Origin of the sequence: Methanolobus sp. (genome assembly GCF_016278385.1) — an archaeon.
GTDB lineage: Archaea > Halobacteriota > Methanosarcinia > Methanosarcinales > Methanosarcinaceae > Methanolobus.
In genome coordinates this window covers 72,622-90,297 of record NZ_JADQBY010000004.1, presented here as the reverse complement: position 1 = coordinate 90,297, position 17,676 = coordinate 72,622, and the positions used below count along the sequence as shown (strand labels likewise).

General features: G+C 40.9%; 18 protein-coding genes. 10 read left to right on the top strand and 8 right to left on the bottom strand.

Features of this window, described 5'->3' with window-relative positions:
* The first annotated feature begins 170 nt into the window (after positions 1–170).
* Complete coding sequence (locus QZZ23_RS02360) at positions 171–1,310, top strand: hypothetical protein (protein ID WP_292466593.1); 1,140 nt, start codon at positions 171–173, stop codon at positions 1,308–1,310.
* 61 nt (positions 1,311–1,371) lie between these two features.
* Here QZZ23_RS02360 and QZZ23_RS02355 read toward each other — a convergent pair whose 3' ends face one another.
* Together QZZ23_RS02355 and QZZ23_RS02350 are read right to left on the bottom strand one after the other, a co-directional pair.
* Complete coding sequence (locus QZZ23_RS02355; protein WP_292466592.1) at positions 1,372–2,031, bottom strand: TrkA family potassium uptake protein; 660 nt, start codon at positions 2,029–2,031, stop codon at positions 1,372–1,374.
* Positions 2,028–3,485, bottom strand: a complete 1,458-nt coding sequence (locus tag QZZ23_RS02350) for a TrkH family potassium uptake protein (protein ID WP_292466591.1) — start codon at positions 3,483–3,485, stop codon at positions 2,028–2,030. The genes QZZ23_RS02355 and QZZ23_RS02350 overlap by 4 nt, the downstream gene beginning before the upstream one ends.
* Positions 3,486–3,620: 135 nt before the next feature.
* On the opposite strand from QZZ23_RS02350, the gene tgtA reads away from it, so the two are divergent.
* From tgtA to QZZ23_RS02325, 5 genes are all read left to right on the top strand, one after another.
* Positions 3,621–5,090: a tRNA guanosine(15) transglycosylase TgtA gene (tgtA, locus tag QZZ23_RS02345; protein WP_292466590.1), complete on the top strand. Its 1,470-nt coding sequence runs from the start codon at positions 3,621–3,623 to the stop codon at positions 5,088–5,090.
* 163 nt (positions 5,091–5,253) lie between these two features.
* Positions 5,254–6,198 (top strand): UbiA family prenyltransferase, encoded by a 945-nt coding sequence (locus QZZ23_RS02340; protein ID WP_292466589.1) that lies wholly within the window; start codon positions 5,254–5,256, stop codon positions 6,196–6,198.
* A 25-nt stretch (positions 6,199–6,223) separates the two neighbouring features.
* Positions 6,224–7,381 carry an NAD(P)/FAD-dependent oxidoreductase gene (locus QZZ23_RS02335; RefSeq protein ID WP_292466588.1) on the top strand — a complete coding sequence of 386 codons (1,158 nt, stop codon included), beginning with the start codon at positions 6,224–6,226 and terminating at the stop codon, positions 7,379–7,381.
* 3 nt (positions 7,382–7,384) lie between these two features.
* The gene (locus QZZ23_RS02330; protein ID WP_292466587.1) at positions 7,385–8,530 is read left to right on the top strand and encodes a radical SAM protein; all 1,146 of its coding nucleotides are present in this window, start codon (positions 7,385–7,387) and stop codon (positions 8,528–8,530) included.
* Between the two features lie 754 nt (positions 8,531–9,284).
* A complete protein-coding gene (locus QZZ23_RS02325) occupies positions 9,285–9,644 on the top strand; it encodes a hypothetical protein (protein WP_292466586.1) in 360 nt (119 codons plus the stop codon).
* 380 nt (positions 9,645–10,024) lie between these two features.
* Here QZZ23_RS02325 and QZZ23_RS02320 read toward each other — a convergent pair whose 3' ends face one another.
* Together QZZ23_RS02320 and serB are read right to left on the bottom strand one after the other, a co-directional pair.
* Positions 10,025–10,885 (bottom strand): coiled-coil protein, encoded by an 861-nt coding sequence (locus tag QZZ23_RS02320; protein WP_292466598.1) that lies wholly within the window; start codon positions 10,883–10,885, stop codon positions 10,025–10,027.
* 40 nt (positions 10,886–10,925) lie between these two features.
* Positions 10,926–11,831, bottom strand: coding sequence for a phosphoserine phosphatase SerB (serB, locus tag QZZ23_RS02315; RefSeq protein WP_292466597.1), 906 nt, complete (start codon positions 11,829–11,831; stop codon positions 10,926–10,928).
* A gap of 227 nt (positions 11,832–12,058) precedes the next feature.
* Here serB and QZZ23_RS02310 point away from each other — a divergent pair, with 227 nt between their 5' ends.
* Both QZZ23_RS02310 and QZZ23_RS02305 read left to right on the top strand, forming a co-directional pair.
* A complete protein-coding gene (locus tag QZZ23_RS02310; RefSeq protein ID WP_292466585.1) occupies positions 12,059–12,880 on the top strand; it encodes a F420-dependent methylenetetrahydromethanopterin dehydrogenase in 822 nt (273 codons plus the stop codon).
* A gap of 31 nt (positions 12,881–12,911) precedes the next feature.
* Positions 12,912–13,091: a hypothetical protein gene (locus QZZ23_RS02305; RefSeq protein WP_292466584.1), complete on the top strand. Its 180-nt coding sequence runs from the start codon at positions 12,912–12,914 to the stop codon at positions 13,089–13,091.
* Between the two features lie 50 nt (positions 13,092–13,141).
* Here the strand turns inward: QZZ23_RS02305 and QZZ23_RS02300 are convergent, their stop codons facing one another.
* Entirely contained in the window at positions 13,142–13,735 is a 594-nt protein-coding gene (locus QZZ23_RS02300; RefSeq protein ID WP_292466583.1) for a pyruvate kinase alpha/beta domain-containing protein, read from the bottom strand.
* A 148-nt stretch (positions 13,736–13,883) separates the two neighbouring features.
* Here QZZ23_RS02300 and QZZ23_RS02295 point away from each other — a divergent pair, with 148 nt between their 5' ends.
* Together QZZ23_RS02295 and QZZ23_RS02290 are read left to right on the top strand one after the other, a co-directional pair.
* Complete coding sequence (locus QZZ23_RS02295) at positions 13,884–14,630, top strand: proteasome assembly chaperone family protein (RefSeq protein WP_292466582.1); 747 nt, start codon at positions 13,884–13,886, stop codon at positions 14,628–14,630.
* A 4-nt stretch (positions 14,631–14,634) separates the two neighbouring features.
* Entirely contained in the window at positions 14,635–15,024 is a 390-nt protein-coding gene (locus tag QZZ23_RS02290) for a DUF473 domain-containing protein (RefSeq protein ID WP_292466581.1), read from the top strand.
* Positions 15,025–15,032: 8 nt separating this feature from the next.
* On the opposite strand, the gene QZZ23_RS02285 is transcribed toward QZZ23_RS02290, so the two are convergent.
* The 3 genes from QZZ23_RS02285 to sepS all read right to left on the bottom strand — a co-directional run bounded on the left by QZZ23_RS02285 (position 15,033) and on the right by sepS (position 17,668).
* Positions 15,033–15,689, bottom strand: a complete 657-nt coding sequence (locus tag QZZ23_RS02285) for a DUF169 domain-containing protein (protein ID WP_292466580.1) — start codon at positions 15,687–15,689, stop codon at positions 15,033–15,035.
* Positions 15,690–15,897: 208 nt separating this feature from the next.
* Positions 15,898–16,056 (bottom strand): hypothetical protein, encoded by a 159-nt coding sequence (locus QZZ23_RS02280; protein ID WP_292466579.1) that lies wholly within the window; start codon positions 16,054–16,056, stop codon positions 15,898–15,900.
* Positions 16,049–17,668, bottom strand: a complete 1,620-nt coding sequence (gene sepS / locus QZZ23_RS02275; protein ID WP_292466578.1) for an O-phosphoserine--tRNA ligase — start codon at positions 17,666–17,668, stop codon at positions 16,049–16,051. The genes QZZ23_RS02280 and sepS overlap by 8 nt, the downstream gene beginning before the upstream one ends.
* Positions 17,669–17,676 lie beyond the last annotated feature (8 nt).

Below are 17,676 nucleotides of genomic sequence, written 5' to 3'. Positions count from 1 at the left end.
TTAATTTGTAAAATAAGAAATGAATGTATCCCGCGCAAAGCGCGGCACACATTCAAGCACATAAACTTAGAAGATCAATCTATTAAACTATTATTGTCATTTAATTGGAAGCTAACATTATTACAATAGTATTTATCCATAGACTGCCTATTTACCGTGGGGCTAATTATATGAAATATACATTTCAAGATTCTACGGAATTGCCGGTTCAACGGGATTTCATAACAGATTTGCACGACTTTACAAAACTTGTCAAAGAGGTAGTACCTCTTGAAAAGGCATCCCGTCTTCTCAACGAAAAGAAGAAAAAAAGCACTGTAGCGGTGGAAAGTAAGATTAAGATACTTGATGAATTCGAAACAGGTGTCACAAAAATGATACAGGAGCTAGACAAAAACCTAGAAGACATGGGTCTAGCAATTGTGAAAGATGAGTCAATTGCATCAATAGTTTCTATTTCTTCCAAAAAGAAAACGGAATTGGGAAAAGAGCTTGACGATAATGTGAAAACTGTAGAGTTTGAGCTGGATCAGTTAAGCACCAAAATAGTATCCCTTCTGGATCCTTTCTTTGAAGAAAGTATCTACAATTCAATAGATACATACTTACTCCAGCAGGAAGATGGAAGCATCAGTGGCAAGCAGATTTCATTTGCTGAAAATATGGAATACTGGTTCAATCTGGACTTCAATGCAACCTCACTAAAAGTAGATGATTTCTACAAAAAATTTTCTTTGCCGATATGGGTTTCAGGCGGGTTATTGCATAGGGAAGATAGAGTGAAAAGTATAGACTTGTCTAATCACCGCGTTGTTTCCATGGATTATAATGGAGATGAACACCTTGAAGCTCTATTAAAGGACGATGACTCTGAACATGTATTCAGGGTAGTTGCCGATAAGAATACCTTCATGATATTTCATAATGATAATGACATCACAGTTGACGAGGAATTAGTAAAATCGCTTGAAGAGGAAGAAGTCCTGCTGCTGATAAAAAAGATGAAGCAATACTTTTTAGTAGCTGTCCAGTCCCGCGCACTTTCGAAGGTACTGTTCGATGGAAAAGACGCAATATCGGAGAATAGGGTATTCGATTGTCTGAAAATAATCGCTGCAAAATACGGTGACTTGATCAATGAATGTCTTGATAAGGGCTACAATAAGGAAGAGATTACCATTAAAATGGAGCGCCCGGATGAAACAAGAACTGAGAAATATATCTCAAAAGCAGAAATATTCAGGCAACTCTCAGATGTCGGCAGTGAGGGTCTTGAACTTGCAGATATAATGAATGTTACTGAAAAATGATTGAGGATTTTCTACATAGTAGGGTTCATTTTTCAGCCCAGGTACTATTTCCCTGGATTTTTCATTTTTCAGTATTTCTTCCCAAAGCCTCATTCACATTTTCTATCAGTTCTGCCTTTGTAACAATTATCACTTCATCCTTCTCCTTCAATTTTGGATCCTTCTCTGCAAGGATAAATTCATTTTTACGATAAATTCCTATGAATGCACTGTCTTCTGGAAGTGGGATTTCAGACAAATTCTTATCAATAATGTCATCTGTGACCATTATACCCATGAACCTGACATTCGAACGTACCAGATTACTCAGTTCAATTGTATTTATTCCTCTGAGGACATCTGAAATATAACTGGAAGATATGCTTGAAGGATTGATCATATAATTAAAACCAAGTTTGCTGGCAACATCCATAAACTGCTTATCGTCGATCTTGAGGATTATTTTTTCAACTTTTGCATCTCTGGCGATTAAACCAATTAGAATGTTGTTCTGATCATTGCTCGTGCAGGCAACAATAGCATTTGCATTGGTAATATCTGCTTTTTCAAGAATATCTGGTCTTGTGCCCTCAGCATTAATCACTGTGCAATCCAGAGTTTCTGCAAGCTCCTTAGCTATCGTCTCATCTTTCTCGATAAGTATCACCTCTCTTCCCTGTTCTATCATATTTTTTGTAAGATGTACTCCCAGTGAACCGGCCCCTACTACAATCACTCTCATATTTTCACCTTCCTTTTACTGCTTCTTTTTCTTTTAATCCATGTTCCAGGCATAAAAAGCAATATCAATGGTATTATCTCTATTCTTCCAAACAACATATCTATTATCAGTACTGCTTTTAACACAAAAGGCATTGTAGAACCCGTTACTCCTGAAGAAAGGCCCACAGTACTCAGAGCACTTGATACTTCAAATACGGAATTATTTGTATCCACTCCATGGAGTATGAAAATAAATGATGAGCCTACCAGTATTAATGTATAAAGCAGCATAAATGTTACAAGATTGTAGATTTCTTCACTTTTGATCACCTGTTCTTCTATTTTTATGGGGGTAATGGTTTCTCTGGGTAAGAACAATCTCAGAAGTACATTGTGGACCACTTTGAAGAGTAAAAGCACTCTGAATACCTTTATACCGCCTGCCGTTGATCCAACATTTCCTCCTATCCACATCATGAATATCAGCACTGCTTTAGATGCCTCTGACAGGATAGACAGGTCAAATGTAGAGAAACCTGCTGTCGTAACTGCGGAGATTATCTGGAACAGATTGTCCTGAATAGTATGATATTGAAAATTCTCTCTTGAAAGGGTAAACGCAAATATTGTCGAAGCAAGGGCAATAAGTGACAGAAACAATTTTAGTTCCTTATTATTGAAAATTTTTTCTGGTTTTTTAAACAGATATGGGTAGAGTACAAAACTCACGGCGCCCAGCAGACACGAGATACTAATGGCGGCAGGTATCAGGCTTCCCTGATATGCTCCTATACTGTCAGAACGGGTTGAAAATCCTCCTGTGGATACACAACACAATGCGTGACATATAGAATCGAACAGTGACATGCCACTTGATAGAAGTAAAATAATGGATACTAGTGTAATAAGTATATAGACCTTACCAAGTGTGCGCGTAGTGGATACCACAGTTGGTTTGATTTTCATGTCTCCATAGTTGGCCTTGTACATCCGGAATGCTGTAGTTCCCGGACTTATCAGAACAGAAAGTACTACTAGAATAATTCCTATTCCTCCGACCCATTGCCCCCATGAACGGGCAAAAAGGAAAACAGGTCCTACGTCTGCAGGTGCAACACTCAGTCCGGTTGTTGTAACTGCTGATACGCTTTCAAAATACGCATCGAAAAAAGGCATCCCTGTTGAAAGGGACATGGGGATCGCACTTAGGAAAGCAGAAACAGGAAACACCAGTGCTACAATTATTAAGGCATCTTTAGTTTCAAGATCATAGTCCGGTAAAGCCCGATAAATAGCAGAACCACAAATAAATACTGCAATAGCAGTGACTCCATAATAAATAGCAGCTTCTGTGTTATTAAGTATCAATGCAGCGATCATCGGGACAATGAGCACGAATGTAAAAGCTATAAGGTAATATCCCATGTACTTAGCTACAGCCTTTATATTAACGGGAGTGTGCAGTTCGTACATATCTTATAAAGATACCTACAACATTATAAATTATGTCGTGAGTTATTCGTTTACTATTTTTACTCTATTATCATATCTTTGAGCTTAATTTCCCAAGAGGAAGCTTAAATATATCTTAACCTCATCTACAAGCTCATGTCATCACAATTCGATATCATACATAAGGATGCAGCAGGGCGTATTGGTAAACTGACCACACCACACGGAGTTGTCGAGACACCCACTGTAATGCCTGTCATTAATCCTAATATCCAGACAATAAAACCCTCCGAAATGAGGGAGTTCGGTGCTGAGATACTTATCACCAATTCATATATTATCTATCGCAAGGATGAACTAAGGGAAAAGGCACTAAAGGACGGTCTGCACGCATTACTTGATTTTGACGGTCCTATTATGACCGATTCAGGTTCTTTTCAGTTATCAGTCTATGGTGAGGTCGAAGTTACCAATGAAATGATAATTGATTTCCAGCAGAAAATTGGTTCTGACATTGGCGTTCCTCTGGATATTCCCACACATCCTGATGTGTCCTACGAAAAGGCAAAGGAAGATATGGATATCACAATAGAGCGTTTAAAAGCCGCAAAGGAACTTGTGAAAGGCGATATGCTCCTGGCGGGTCCGGTGCAGGGTGCTACTTACAAGGATCTTCGCGAGGAGTGTGCTCGCGAGCTTTCAGAAGTAGGCTTTGACGTATATCCATTCGGAGCTGTTGTTCCTTTGATGGAATCGTACCGTTACGCTGATCTTGTAGATGTAATTGCTTCCGCTAAAAAAGGTCTTGATCCTACAGCGCCTGTCCATCTGTTCGGTGCAGGACACCCAATGATGTTCGCACTAGCAGTTGCTCTGGGATGTGATCTCTTTGACTCTGCAGCCTATGCACTTTATGCAAAGGATAGACGCTACATCACTTCAAGGGGCACTTATCATGTGGATAAACTGAAATACCTACCGTGCTCCTGTCCTGTATGTATAGCTCACACAGCAGAAGAATTGAAAAAAGCACACAACTGTACCGAGCTTCTTGCAAGGCATAACCTCTACGCCACATTCGAAGAGATGCGTGAGGTCAAGCAGGCAATCTGGGAAGGCAACCTTCTGGAGCTTGTAGAACAGCGCTGCCGTGCTCATCCAAGAATGCTGGAAGCATTGAAACAGATGTATACTTATTCCACATGGCTGGAAGAGTGTGACCCTTCATCCAAATCCACATTATTCTATTGCGGACCGGAATCCTCAAAGAGGCCAGAGGTCCTGCGTTTCAACAAACAGCTTGAAAGGCTTACCATCGAAGGTACTGTACTCATAAGAGCATACCCTACGAAGATAGACAAAGAGTATGACAATGTCATGGTGTTCAAGCCGCCATTTGGCTCCTATCCACAGGAACTCGCAGAGGTATATCCTTTCAATGCGGAAGTTGTAAGATCACCTGATTACGAGTCACTGGAAACTGCCTATCAGAACACCATCAAGCTAGTGGAGCTGAACCGGGATGCAACCTACACTTTCCTGATGAATGAAAGGTTCGAGCATCCTCTGGTGGAGAAACTTGGGGTAATGGACAACGTCACTGTAGTTCCTCCACAAAACGAGTGATATAGTTTTTACTAATATACCTAGATATCTAACCTATTCTGCAGATATTCAGGTATTATTCTCAATATTTTCTTCAAATCAATTGGTCCATTTTTAATCCACACAACCCTAATACTAATATACGATACCGGGGATTACAAACTATAATCTATTGGTGATATACTTGGTTTCCACTTCAGGTTCAAAAACGAGAAATCCCTATCTTGAAATGTTAAGACCGGAGATAGCGGATATGGATCTTGCCCTTCCTGCAGCCAGTGCTCTGTTGGCATCCTATCTTACAATAGGAGTACTGCCGGACCCGATATTGTTCATAATAGCAGTTATCGGAGGTTATGCAGCGATCACAAGTTCCTATGTATTTAATGACTGCTGTGATATTGATATTGATCAGATAAACCTTCCAGATCGTCCGCTTGTATCCAACAAACTTAGAAGGGATCAGGCATTGAAGTATGCGGGATTCCTGTTCCTGATAGCCAGTTTGGCAGCACTTTACCTGAATCCTGAATCCTTTGTGGTTCTTGTGATAGCTGTTGTCACCATCAGTATATACTCAAAACTCGCAAAGAGAATGACTTTTCTTAGTTTTGTGCCTGTGGGAATTGCCTATGGACTTGTACCTATTGGTATCTGGTTGGCATTTGACCCGGCAGGAATTCTCAAGGACCCTTCATATGGTTCCATTCTTCCGCTTCCTGCAATATTCCTTGGTCTGATGATGTGCTTCACTGACTGGGGTTTCACACTATCTGGTGTGGCAAGGGACGTAGAAGGTGACAGGGCAAGGGGTGCACCCACATTTCCTGTAACATTCGGTATCCCGGCAACATCAAAGTTTGTAACTTTTATGTGGGCAGTAGGGATTATCGCTTCCATAGCCATTGGGATTACTGCAAAGATTGGTCCCATATACTTTGCAGGTGCGCTGCTTGCAGGTGGATGGATGCTCATACAGTCATTTGATTTTATAAAGAACCCAACACAGAAACGTGGTGGACAACTGTTCCTCCAGGGCTCCAGATACAGAGGTGTCATGTTTGGTTCTCTCATACTTGATGTAATACTTTGCATACTTGTTCCGGCATATTCCGGTATTTTATGGTAATAATTAGGTAGTCACGAGGTTCAAAATGGATGCAGATATTTTAGTAATAGGAGCTTCTCCTGCAGGAGTTATGGCAGCACGGAATGCATCAGCAAAAGGCTGCAAAGTTCTTCTTCTTGACAAAAAGGAGGCAGCGGGAGTTCCTACTCATCCTGCAAACACTTTTTTCAAAGGAATGTTTGATAGGACCGGCGAAGAAGTAGATCAGAGCTATGTTATTAAGAACCTCAAAGGTGCCTATATAATCGCACCCTCTGGTAAGAATGTTATTTTTGAAGGTGATGCTTACTTCCTTGACCGTAAGAAGTTCGATGAATTCTACATTAAACAGGCAATGGATGCCGGTACAGATGTTCGTTTCGGAATCGAGGTCCTTAATGTTCTCAGGACTGAGGGCGGCTTCATAGTGAGCACCTCAAAAGGTAAGATCAAATGTAAGCTCGTAATCGTTTCAGATGGGATAAACTCCAGAATAAGTGGTCTTTTAGGTCTGAAACCTATTAAATATCCTAAGGATATTGCCTGGTCGCTGGAAGCAGAGATAGAGGCTGAAGGCATCGGTGAACCTGACCTGTTTGAATATTATATTGGTAATCATGCACCTGGCTGGAAATCCACATATTCTCCTTGCGGTGGCAACAGGGCTACCTTGGGTATGTATGTCCGCAGGCATGGAATGGATGTTTCCGATTTTTTCGATGCATGGCTTGAAAGGTTCAAGAAACTTAAAGGGCTCGACGATGTGAAGATTATCAGTAAATCCGTGGGTGGTGATCCAATAGTTGCCATTCCCGGTGAGATAATTGCCGATGGTGTTATGGTTGTAGGTGGTTCTGCTGCTCAGTCCGGCATAGGATATGGCATGCATGCGGGACAGATGTGCGGTGATGTTGCAGCCGCAGCCATCTCAAAAGATGATACTTCAAAGAGATTCCTTTCAGAATACAGGAGACTCTGGAATAATGAATACAGGACCGAGTACTACCTTGGACGATTTGCCATGGAGACTCTCAGGAAAATGAGTGACTGGGAGATCAATGGAATGATGAAAGTCTTTGAAGGGGAGGATCTTACGGTACTTGGCGGTAGTCCTTTTAACCAGGCATTACAGGTATCAAAGATGATATTGAAAAATAACCCGTCTTCAATATTTTCATACAGGGCTATCTTCAGGATGAAGTGAGCAATGAAACACAAATATTACTTTTACAAAAACCCATTTTTTAAAGTATATGCCCAGATCGAAAATGATCGGGTGAAGATGAAGACCTCTGGTATTGCATCTTCTGTAATGGGTTCTTTTGTATCGGATATGATGGAGATATTTGAGGATACAAAACCTTCAAAGGTGGAAAATAACCAGTTGATATATTCCACCTGGATGCCTCCCATACCCAGCAAGGCTTTTGACAGGCTTGTATCAAGCCAGATGAGTGCTATGAGGGGCAAATTTGTTCCTGAGCAAATAACGATTTCAATTACAGAGGAGTGTCCTAACAGGTGTTTACACTGTGCTCTCCCGGACACTAAGAATAAGGCAAGGCTCAGTCCGGATGTTGTGAAGAGTGTCATCGATCAGACTCTGGATATGGGTACAACTCTCATAATATTCGATGGTGGGGAGCCCCTGCTATATGATGGTCTTGAAGACCTCATCAGTTATGTTGACCAGTCCAGGGCAATTCCGGGTCTTTTCACGTCTGGTGTAGGGATGACTCCTGAGCGTGCATCAAGCCTGAAAGATGCAGGTCTTTCCATGCTCAGTGTAAGTCTTGATAGTGCAAATGAAGAAGGTCACGATTTCATGCGTGGAAGGCCCGGGGTGTTTAGAGATGCTGTCAATGCCATAAAATATGGTCTGGATGCAGGTATTTTAGTCGGTATTTATGTTGTCCTGTCTCCAAGGAATGTTGATGAACTCGATGCTTTCTATGAGCTTGCAAAGGATCTTGGTGTTCACGAACTATCTTTCTATGAGATTGTTCCAACAGGACGGTGGCAGGGTCATGAAAAGGAAGTCCTCTCATCCGAAGGCCTGAAAAAGTTCGATGATTTTGTAGAGCGTGCATCTCATGCAGAAGGTCCTCGTGTTTTCCCTATACCTCAGATTATAAGGAAAATGGGCTGCTTTGCAGGAAGAAAATGGCTCCATGTCACTCCTGAAGGCAACGTTCTGCCTTGTGCATGCATGCCAAAATCATACGGGAATATTAACGATCAACCTCTTGCATCCATATGGAAAAAGATATACAAAGATCCTGTTTTCACTTCAGGCCCGTGTTTAATGAGGGATTCTGAGTTCAGAAAGATTCACCTTGAGCTTGACCGCTAAGATGTATAGTCCTAGACTATATTTTACAATGTGATGACTCGCAATGTGGATGAGTCTACTTTTTTGATATTTTGATACTGATGTGTGTGTCCTTGGACGTGGGACTCTTAAGTTGCTGATTGATGGACGTCGGTGAGTTATGAGTGCCCAAAAATCACATTCATTGATAAGCCAAATAGGACGAAGATAACCCCTAAAGAATGAAGATAAAGAACGAAGGCATATATGCAACTATGGATAATATTTTTTCATTTATTCTAAGTATTGCTTTTAGTGTTATACTTTTGTTTGTTGCATTCTATCTGGGTGTTCTATTGAATGCTTGGTTTGTTGCAAATACTAAAAAAGAAATAGTAATTCTTTTTTAAATGGATATTTTGAGAAGGTAAATAGACTTAAAAAACTAGAGAAGATGATACTTTTAACATTTGCTGCAATTGCCGTTTTAGTACTTACTGGTCTATTTTTTTTATTATTAACGTTGTTTAAAAGCGTATTTACTTAAATTGCCAAATAAAGGAAAACAGAACGAAGATAACCCATAATAACGGAAATTACCCACGGAGCCGGGAATACTCGGGAACCCATATAAAAGAAAGAAATGATGTTATATACAACTATTTTTCTAAAAGAAAAATACATATTAGAAAAAAACTATTAATCTTTAATGGGAACTGATAAAAAAGCATTAGGTAGTAATCCTAAAACCCACTAAATAGGCAATCTTTGGTTTCTAGGACTGTCACTTTTGATTATGGGGATTGCAGCGATTTTTATTGGAATTACTTTTGTTTATCCTCAGTATGATAAATTGTTAGAATCGATTTTCCTAAACGGCATTCCCATAATGATGTTTGTTTTTGGTGCCTTTTTGATGTTGAGTGGTATCTGGTTCCTCTTCCATGAAGCATTACGATATATAAAAGATGAGAACAAGAAACTGAATTTGTTTTTTATTGTAGGTAATATGTTCAATATGATTGCAGCTGGTCTTTTTGCATTTGCCATTACAATTAATTTTTCTGATTTGTTTATGTCTATTTCTTACACATTTGTGAGTCTATTTTGTGTAGTTATTGCATCACATCTTTTGCTCAAATCGAATAAAATATAAATCTCACAAACTGCCAAATGAAAAAGATTGTAATCATTCAATACCTTGACAGGTTATTTATACACACTTGGCCAAGTGCTTGACCAGATGTTTATAAAACTATCTTGCAGTAACACTTTTGTAACTTCCAAAGACATACTACAAAAATGTTTTTTGCCTATCATTGTTTCTCTTTATTTTGCAAGGCGTAAGCTCTACAATATATTGTAGATGATTTTCTCCACGTGCTTTTATGGCGGTACAAAATGAGATGAAACTATATATGTATAATTATAAGTCCGTCTTGGACGTGAACAATAATTTTGTTCTCTAAAAAGATTAATAAAATCAACTAAAAAAAACAGTTGAAAAGAGGGTGAGTGTCACCCTCATGATTTTGATTATTTCAGGACACCTGATCTCTGGAGTGCCATTAGGTTCTCCATAGTGAGCTTTTCTCCGGACTTGAACTTGTCCATGATGTCTTCCGCATCCTTGCGTGCATCTGCTCTTGCAGCTTCCTTCTTTCCATCGACATCTCCCTTCTTCATCTTGCGGAGTTCTTTGTCAATATCACGGATCTCTTTCTGTGCTGCAATGAATAGCTTGTGCTGTTCATCGGCTTTTTCCTGGAATTGAACAAATTCTTTATGAGCCGCATCTGATTCTGCACGTATTTTGTCAGCCTCTTTGAAGGTGATAATCATCTTGTCATGATATTCCTGAGCCTTCTGTGCGTACTCTGAAAGTGTATTGTGGAATTGTGAAGCTTCGTCCCTGATCTCCTGTGCTTCTGTAAGCAGGTTCTTGAGCTCTTCATTGCCTTCAAGCTGCTGCTTCTTCTGGACATATTGCTTCTGGAGGTCAGTGATCTTGCTGACTAGCTCTCTTTCCTTGTTGGTTGTGAGAACTTCTGTCTGTTGTGCGAATTCAAGCCTGTCAATCTCTTTGCGGATGTCTTTGATCGAGGGGCCACCAAGGTTGTTCTCATTGCGTATCAGGTCTATCTTGGCGAATACATCGTTTGCCTTCTCATTGACCCCATCGCGGAGTACCTTGTTTTCCTTTACCTTCTCATTATTCTCGTCACGGAGTACTTTGTATTCCTGAGCTTCGTTGATAAGGTCCTTGGTCTTCTTGTTCAGATCATTGCGCTTTGATGCAAGTGTACTTGCCTCTGCATTAAGCTCATTACGTTTCTGTTTGTATTCTTCAGACTGGTTCTTAAGTTCAGTCTTCTTGTCATTCAGTTCTTTTATCATTTCTTTATTGTCCTCCCGATCCAGCAAAAGAGCTGGCATTTCATGCATCTCTAATGCACGATACTTGGCCTTTTTCCGATTCCAGCAATTGGATAATCGGTATAACTGCTTCCAAATTCTTTTCTGTTATAACAATATCAGCATATTCATGAAGGATTGGTTTGGAATTAAATGCTATGGCATATCTTGCCCTTTTGAATATACATATGTCATTAGCACCGTCGCCAACTACTATGCACTCATTGGGTTTGATTCCATATTTAAGGCATATTTCCTCAAGAACAGATTCCTTTGAACCATGTTCTGTAAGAGGACCCTTCACCTTTCCTGTCAGATGGCCATTGTCTATCAGAAGTTCATTTGCGACCACAGAATCAATATCCAAAGCTCCACCAATACGCTCAGCAGCCATGGTAAACCCTCCGGATATCATTGCAGTTTTATAACCACGGGATTTCAGGTATTTGACAAGTTCTTTCGCACCGGGCATAAAGGGCATTTTGTCAAGAGCACCATGGGCCTTATCGAGTGGAAGGCCCTTTAGCAGCTTTACTCTTTCCAGAAGCGCTTCAGAAAAATCTAATTCTCCTTGCATTGCCCTTTCTGTAATAGCAGCTACCTCGTCTCCCACACCTGCGGCATGTGCAAGCTCATCAATGGTTTCAGCATCTATAAGGGTGCTGTCCATATCAAAAACTATTAGCTTAACCTTATCAGAATTGTTGCTAGTACGACTCACTTCATCAAACCTGGAATTTGAATCCCGTATTAAACAGTATTTAAGTGCCGAGATTGTGTTGAAATACGCTACATTGTTTTTAAGGCTTTCGGATAGGATGCAGTGTCCATGGCAGTTATATTTTTTGTAGACTTTCTCTAAAGAATATCGCAAAAAGACGGTTTGATTTGTAATATGATAGTAATTATGTAAAATATAATGGTAGATTTCCAGTAGGCGAGGATTCGAGAGGCTTTATATGAAAACAGAAACAGAAATTACTGTCGTACATGATTATTTTTCTACTAAAAATATACTTGATCAGCTACCATGTGTAATAATGGCAGAAGCTCCTGATTTTTATTGTTAGAATGTATTTATCCAGATTGTGTGATGGAAGTGTTATTCCAAAAATAATATATGCTACACTGCCCATTGCACTACTGTGATTTTACATGGCAAAGATTGGATTTATTAAACTCGGTAACTTAGGTATGAGCCAGGTAATAGACCTCGTTCAGGATGAGATCGCAGCAAGAGAAGGAATTACTATCCGTTCTTTCGGAACCGGTCCTAAAATGGGCAAAGACGAAGCAGCAGCAACAGAAGAACTTAAAAAATTCGATGCTGATTTCTACGTCATGATCAGCCCAAATTCCAGTGCACCTGGTCCAACAGCAGCTCGTGAGATATACAAGGATGTTCCATGTATAGTTATCTCAGACGGTCCAACCAAGAAGGAAGACCGTGAGGCACTCCAGGCAGCAGGCTTTGGTTATATTATCATGACCGTTGACCCACTCATCGGCGCAAAGACCGAATTCCTTGACGCTGTAGAGATGGCATCATTCAACTCTGACGCAATGAAAGTACTTTCAACATGTGGTGTTGTAAGACTCATTCAGGAAGAGCTTGACAAAGTTGCCGCAATGGCAGACGAAGGCAAGGCACTCGAACTTCCACACATTCTCGCAAAGCCAGAGAAATGTATCGAGAGGGCAGGTTTCAACAACCCATACGCAAAGGCAAAAGCTCTTGCAGCTCTTCACATGGCTGACATGGTCGCAAAGATCAACTTCCCTGCATGCTTCATGATGAAGGAGATCGAGCAGGTCACCCTCACAACAGCAGCAGGTCATGAGATGATGCGCGCAGCAGCACAGCTGGCAATCGACGCAAGAGAGATCGAGAAAGCAAACAACAGTGTCTTCAGGCAGCCACACGCAAAGAAAGGCCACTTGATGACCAAGACCGCTCTCTACGAGAAGCCACAGTAAAGTACCTTCAAGGTACTTACTTTTTCTTTTTATGGATACTCTTTCTGTAATTCTGAGCGCGATTGGTCTCTTTGTGTTATTTGTCCTCTTCACTGCTTATTTCCTTAAGAGTTACATTGTCATGAATTCCAGTGGTAATGCAGGCGAGGAGAATGAGTCATTGAATAAAGAGGAATCTTCTGTTATTGCTGAAATGGATGGGCAGAAGTAATTAAAAAAGAGCCGGATGGTCCGGCATTATATCTATTCTAAAATAAAATGTTATTTTGGTTCTTCCTTAGCCCTTGGCATTGCTATTATTTCTCTTACCTGAAGGCCGAAGAAATCAAAGGAATGCGCAGGTCTGACCACTACGGACACATCGGCACCCTGTCTTGTTCCTCCAATGGCTATTATTTCTGTATCCGGGGATACCGGTATATGGCCTGAGTCTGCTGCCATCATTACGCATTCGATGGCTACTTTGAAACCCTTACCGAATACTGCACGAAGCGTGTCAGAAATGACATCTGCACGGCTTGCACCACCAATGCGCTTCTGGATGGCACGCTCGACACCTGAGAACATGTGGGACTGTGTGGTCATTACAACACCAAGCTCATTGAGTTTCTTTAGTTTTTCCTCATCAACTTCCCATTTGCCGCCTTCTTTTAGTCCGTACTGGTGGGTTATAGCAATCAGTTTCACATCCTGATCCTTGAATTCTTCTGCAGCTATAAGTGCGGTCTCTCCACTTGTACTTGCCATGACCACGTATTTTATTCCAAGTTCTGCTGCTCTTTTAGCAGATACTCTCATTACTTCTTCTGTATTTGCTTTACCTACATCGTCAAAGTATGTGATTGTCTTATCCATATTATCGCCTTTTAATTTTAGAATAAACAATTGCTCCGCTTATCGCATATAAGTTTAATTTATGATTGTAAACGATGCGCTTATCTATAAGACGGCAGTTATATTAATATAAGGGAGTTAAGTACGTCATATTTTATGAGGTGGTCGTTTGGCTGAAACAGATTATGATAATAACAATGTAAAGATCATTACAACCGAGATACAATCTGAAAATCCGGTATTAATTGAAGGTTTTCCAGGAATTGGTCTGGTAGGTAACATTGCCAGTCAGCAGATTATTGATGAATTGAAGATGGAATATGTGGGCTCTATTGATTCGAGGCATTTCCCTCCTATTGCAGTTCTCTATGAAGGACTCATAAACATGCCTGTACGTATTTATGAAAGTATTGAGCATAAAATGGTGATGATCGTATCGGATATTCCTATTAATCCTGTGGTGGCCTATGACATCAGCAAGGCTCTTCTCACATGGGCAAAATCCATCAATGCAAAGGAAATAGTTTCCCTCGCAGGTATTGCAACCATGAGTGAGGATCATAAGGTATTTGGTGCTGCAACCACTCTTGAAATGCTGGATAGGATCAGGGATAAGGTAGAACTTTTCCAGATGGGTACAATTTCCGGAATATCTGGCAGCATCATGGGAGAATGCCTTGTACGCGAGATGCCTGCAATAAGTCTTCTTGGCTCAACAATGAGCCAGAACCCCGATCCGAGGGCAGCAGCAGTGGTTATTGACGTATTGAACCTTCTGTATGATTTTAATATTAACACAGAAAGTCTTATTGAGCAGGCTGAAAAGATAGAGATTGAACTTCAGAAACTTGCCGAAGATGTAAGGACTACTGAACAACCAGTAGGTGCCAGGAAAGAGTTCCCAATGTACGGGTGATAGCATGGAATATGTTGCTTTGACAGGAATATCTGAACGCGTTGTCTCTGAATTGAGGCAGAACCGTCTCCTCACGATTGAAATTCGAAGCCCTTATAATTTCATGGCTGCTTTACATCTTAATGTGGGCGATATGTTATTCCTCACACACACAAGTCCCGAAGATCTCACAGGTGGAAGTATGGGGCTAGTTGTAAAGCTGCTCAGGCATCAGGTGTCAACTCATCGCGTGACGCAAAGTAATGAGATCTACTATGAAGAACGTGAGACTACAAGTCTCAGGTTGCAGCTCGATCTGAAGTGCGTTGCACGTGTGCGTAAAGTGCTGAATAGCGCTCTTGGAGAAACTACAAAGGTGGATGCGGAAGAGATGCCGGTCTATAATGCCAGGTAAGAACTATCTTAATCAAAGGTTGCAGGGATATTTTTTAATCCCTCTTCTATTATTTTCAGTAATTCATAACTGATGCCTATAGGCACTTCTTCATTTGCATAGCCACTATGTTTTCTTGAACCCTTGCATCCGTAGGATATTCCAATTCCCATTTTAAGTGTTCTTGCAGTACAATCACCACATATGGAGGCTGCACCTATGGATTTTGACGGAATGCCTTCGCCGTAATGATATGCATATGCCTGTATTATCCTCATGGCCCTTTCCGGTTTAAGGTAAAGCAGTAATACGTCGAATTTCTCTTTGTTTTCTTTCAAGGGCTCGATTCTTATGGATCTAAAAACCTTTTCGATTCGAGGGAGGGAAATGGCTGCTTTCTGTGCATTTTCCATATCTTTGTACCTATTGGATTTCAGATAATAATCTACAGGGCTTGTTTCACTAATGCCTAATATATAATCTCCAGGCATGCATCGTTGGTGTTCTATATGGAACGACTCTCCTGACCTTGCCTTGTGTACAAGTTCACAGTATAGAAGGTCTGATGTTTCACCTTCATCCTGGCAAAGGGTAATACATACAGGTTCACCTTCGTCAATAAGTGCTTCAATATTTGGGTACACACATGAACTCATCATTTCACTCTTTGCTTTTCTATTGCACATTTTTTTTCTTCAGCTGTATACATAAGGAAAGTCTCCTGGTTTTTGGAAGATGATGTCCTTTCAGACAATGTTTCACCATTTCCAGGCAAATGTCAGGAGTCAAACATAATGGTATCCTGCTCAATTTCAAACTCCATAAAAACAGATGCATTGTCTTCTCAGCGACTTCAAGAGTGTTATAGTCCAGAATAGCCATTTCACAGATGATCTATATCCAAAAATGTGCTTCTGCGTAAGCTATTCTGTCTATTTTCCCATAGCCATCTCCAACACTATGATTTTTGATGGCTTTGCTTTGAAGCTTTCTGAGTTCCTCCAATGTGCGGGAAGAGGGGTTGAACCAGTAGTCAAGTTCGCTCTTATTCAATAGTTGCCCTTACTGTTGTGAATACAGGTCCACGGATGTCTATCTTCTTCTTGTTGCTTGTAATGAAACGCTGTGCAAGAGGCTCAAGACGAATGTTGATCTCCGAAGGTACCTTTACTATCCTTACTCTTGTCTCAACTTCAGTCTCACCGTTTGCAACGGCATCCTCTATATCCTTTGCAGCCTGGCATGCGAATGCGTCAAGGAATCTGACACCGGTCCTTGCGGAATGGTTCTCAAGTACTTCTTTCCACTTCTTGTTGTCAGGCACTCCTAGGATATCACTGTTGTATGCAACCACTTCATTGAACACAGCAGGTCCACAAAGTTTTGTTTCCTCTTCAGGCTCGATAACTGAGACTTTCACAGTCTTTCCGTTGATGGTTCCTTCCCATGCAGGGAACTGACATGGACTTGGGGTTGCAGAATATTTTTCGCATATAGCTGTGATAGCCTTTACTATTTCCTTGCCTTCTGCAGTCTCCGGAACATTTTCCACATAGGTCATTCTTGAAAGCTCATTATCAGTCATCTTCCATTCGGAGTATTGCGTGATCTGCGGGTAGGTGAGTGAGCGTATGTCGGTTGCATCGTGGAGTATCATTGCAAGTCTCTCTACGCCAAGGCCGAGGTTCATCACAGGATAGGGTATATTGTACTGTGAGAGGGCTGTAGGCGAATAAATTCCGAAGGTTGCTATCTCTATCCATCCATCGGAATATTTGGTCTTAGAACCCACCAGATTTGGATGATATGCAAAGACCTCTATTTGGGTGTCAGGTACGTAATATTTGCTGCGTTTGTCATCAGGCCTGAACATGAACTTCTCAAAACCGAATTGTGATAATAGTCCCTGAGCAACTGCTTTTCCATGGTCGATGGTCACGTTCTCATCCATAATGACACAGGATGCTGAGTAGTATGTCATAAGACGTGCTGCATCCTCATCCTGTTCTCTCCTGAAGCAACGGTCAATGGAGAATAAATTGAAAGGTGGGTTTTCACGCTCAATGAGCGATGCAAGACTTATGAACCAACCTGATGTCATGTGACTTCTGAGTGTCTTCTTTGTTGCCTGGGGTATAAGTTCTTTGAACTCTGGGAAGACCTGATCTATCATTTCAACAATCAGTGAGTCAGACACATTAATGCCTGCTGCCATCTCAGGTACGAGGTCATCTCCTTCAACCTCGCCTTTTTTGTATGAATGTAATACTTTTCTGATAGTTTCAATCGCCTCATCATCGATGTCACCTAGAATTTCCTTGATGGTGGCAATGCGTTCATCTGATATGCCTACATTTGGACGTGGAAGTCCTGCAAGGTAGAAACACCTGTCAAGGACGGCAAGTGCCTCGTGGCTGAACTGTTTATGAACCTCTTTCTCATCAACTATGAGGGGGTTCATCATTTCTCCGAATCCCATTCTAAGGTATGCATCACGAAGCTTTGAGATAGTGTCATATACGGGATGTGGTTTTCCATATTTGATTTTCATATGTGGGTACTGGTCATTCAGTTTTGTTTCACTGATGTAGTACTTTCCATTGTTCCATGCAGCGTCAAAATCCTCGTTTACCGCTTTTTTGATATCATCAGGATTGAATTTCATGTATTTTC

Coding starts and splice junctions, on each gene's coding strand:
- QZZ23_RS02285 (WP_292466580.1), bottom strand. CDS start 15,689: ATGTGCAATAGAAAAGCAAAGAGTGAAATGATGAGTTCATGTGTGTAC.
- QZZ23_RS02290 (WP_292466581.1), top strand. CDS start 14,635: ATGGAATATGTTGCTTTGACAGGAATATCTGAACGCGTTGTCTCTGAA.
- QZZ23_RS02335 (WP_292466588.1), top strand. CDS start 6,224: ATGGATGCAGATATTTTAGTAATAGGAGCTTCTCCTGCAGGAGTTATG.
- QZZ23_RS02325 (WP_292466586.1), top strand. CDS start 9,285: ATGGGGATTGCAGCGATTTTTATTGGAATTACTTTTGTTTATCCTCAG.
- QZZ23_RS02360 (WP_292466593.1), top strand. CDS start 171: ATGAAATATACATTTCAAGATTCTACGGAATTGCCGGTTCAACGGGAT.
- sepS (WP_292466578.1), bottom strand. CDS start 17,668: ATGAAATTCAATCCTGATGATATCAAAAAAGCGGTAAACGAGGATTTT.
- QZZ23_RS02320 (WP_292466598.1), bottom strand. CDS start 10,885: ATGATAAAAGAACTGAATGACAAGAAGACTGAACTTAAGAACCAGTCT.
- tgtA (WP_292466590.1), top strand. CDS start 3,621: ATGTCATCACAATTCGATATCATACATAAGGATGCAGCAGGGCGTATT.
- QZZ23_RS02355 (WP_292466592.1), bottom strand. CDS start 2,031: ATGAGAGTGATTGTAGTAGGGGCCGGTTCACTGGGAGTACATCTTACA.
- QZZ23_RS02305 (WP_292466584.1), top strand. CDS start 12,912: ATGGATACTCTTTCTGTAATTCTGAGCGCGATTGGTCTCTTTGTGTTA.
- QZZ23_RS02330 (WP_292466587.1), top strand. CDS start 7,385: ATGAAACACAAATATTACTTTTACAAAAACCCATTTTTTAAAGTATAT.
- QZZ23_RS02300 (WP_292466583.1), bottom strand. CDS start 13,735: ATGGATAAGACAATCACATACTTTGACGATGTAGGTAAAGCAAATACA.
- QZZ23_RS02350 (WP_292466591.1), bottom strand. CDS start 3,485: ATGTACGAACTGCACACTCCCGTTAATATAAAGGCTGTAGCTAAGTAC.
- QZZ23_RS02310 (WP_292466585.1), top strand. CDS start 12,059: ATGGCAAAGATTGGATTTATTAAACTCGGTAACTTAGGTATGAGCCAG.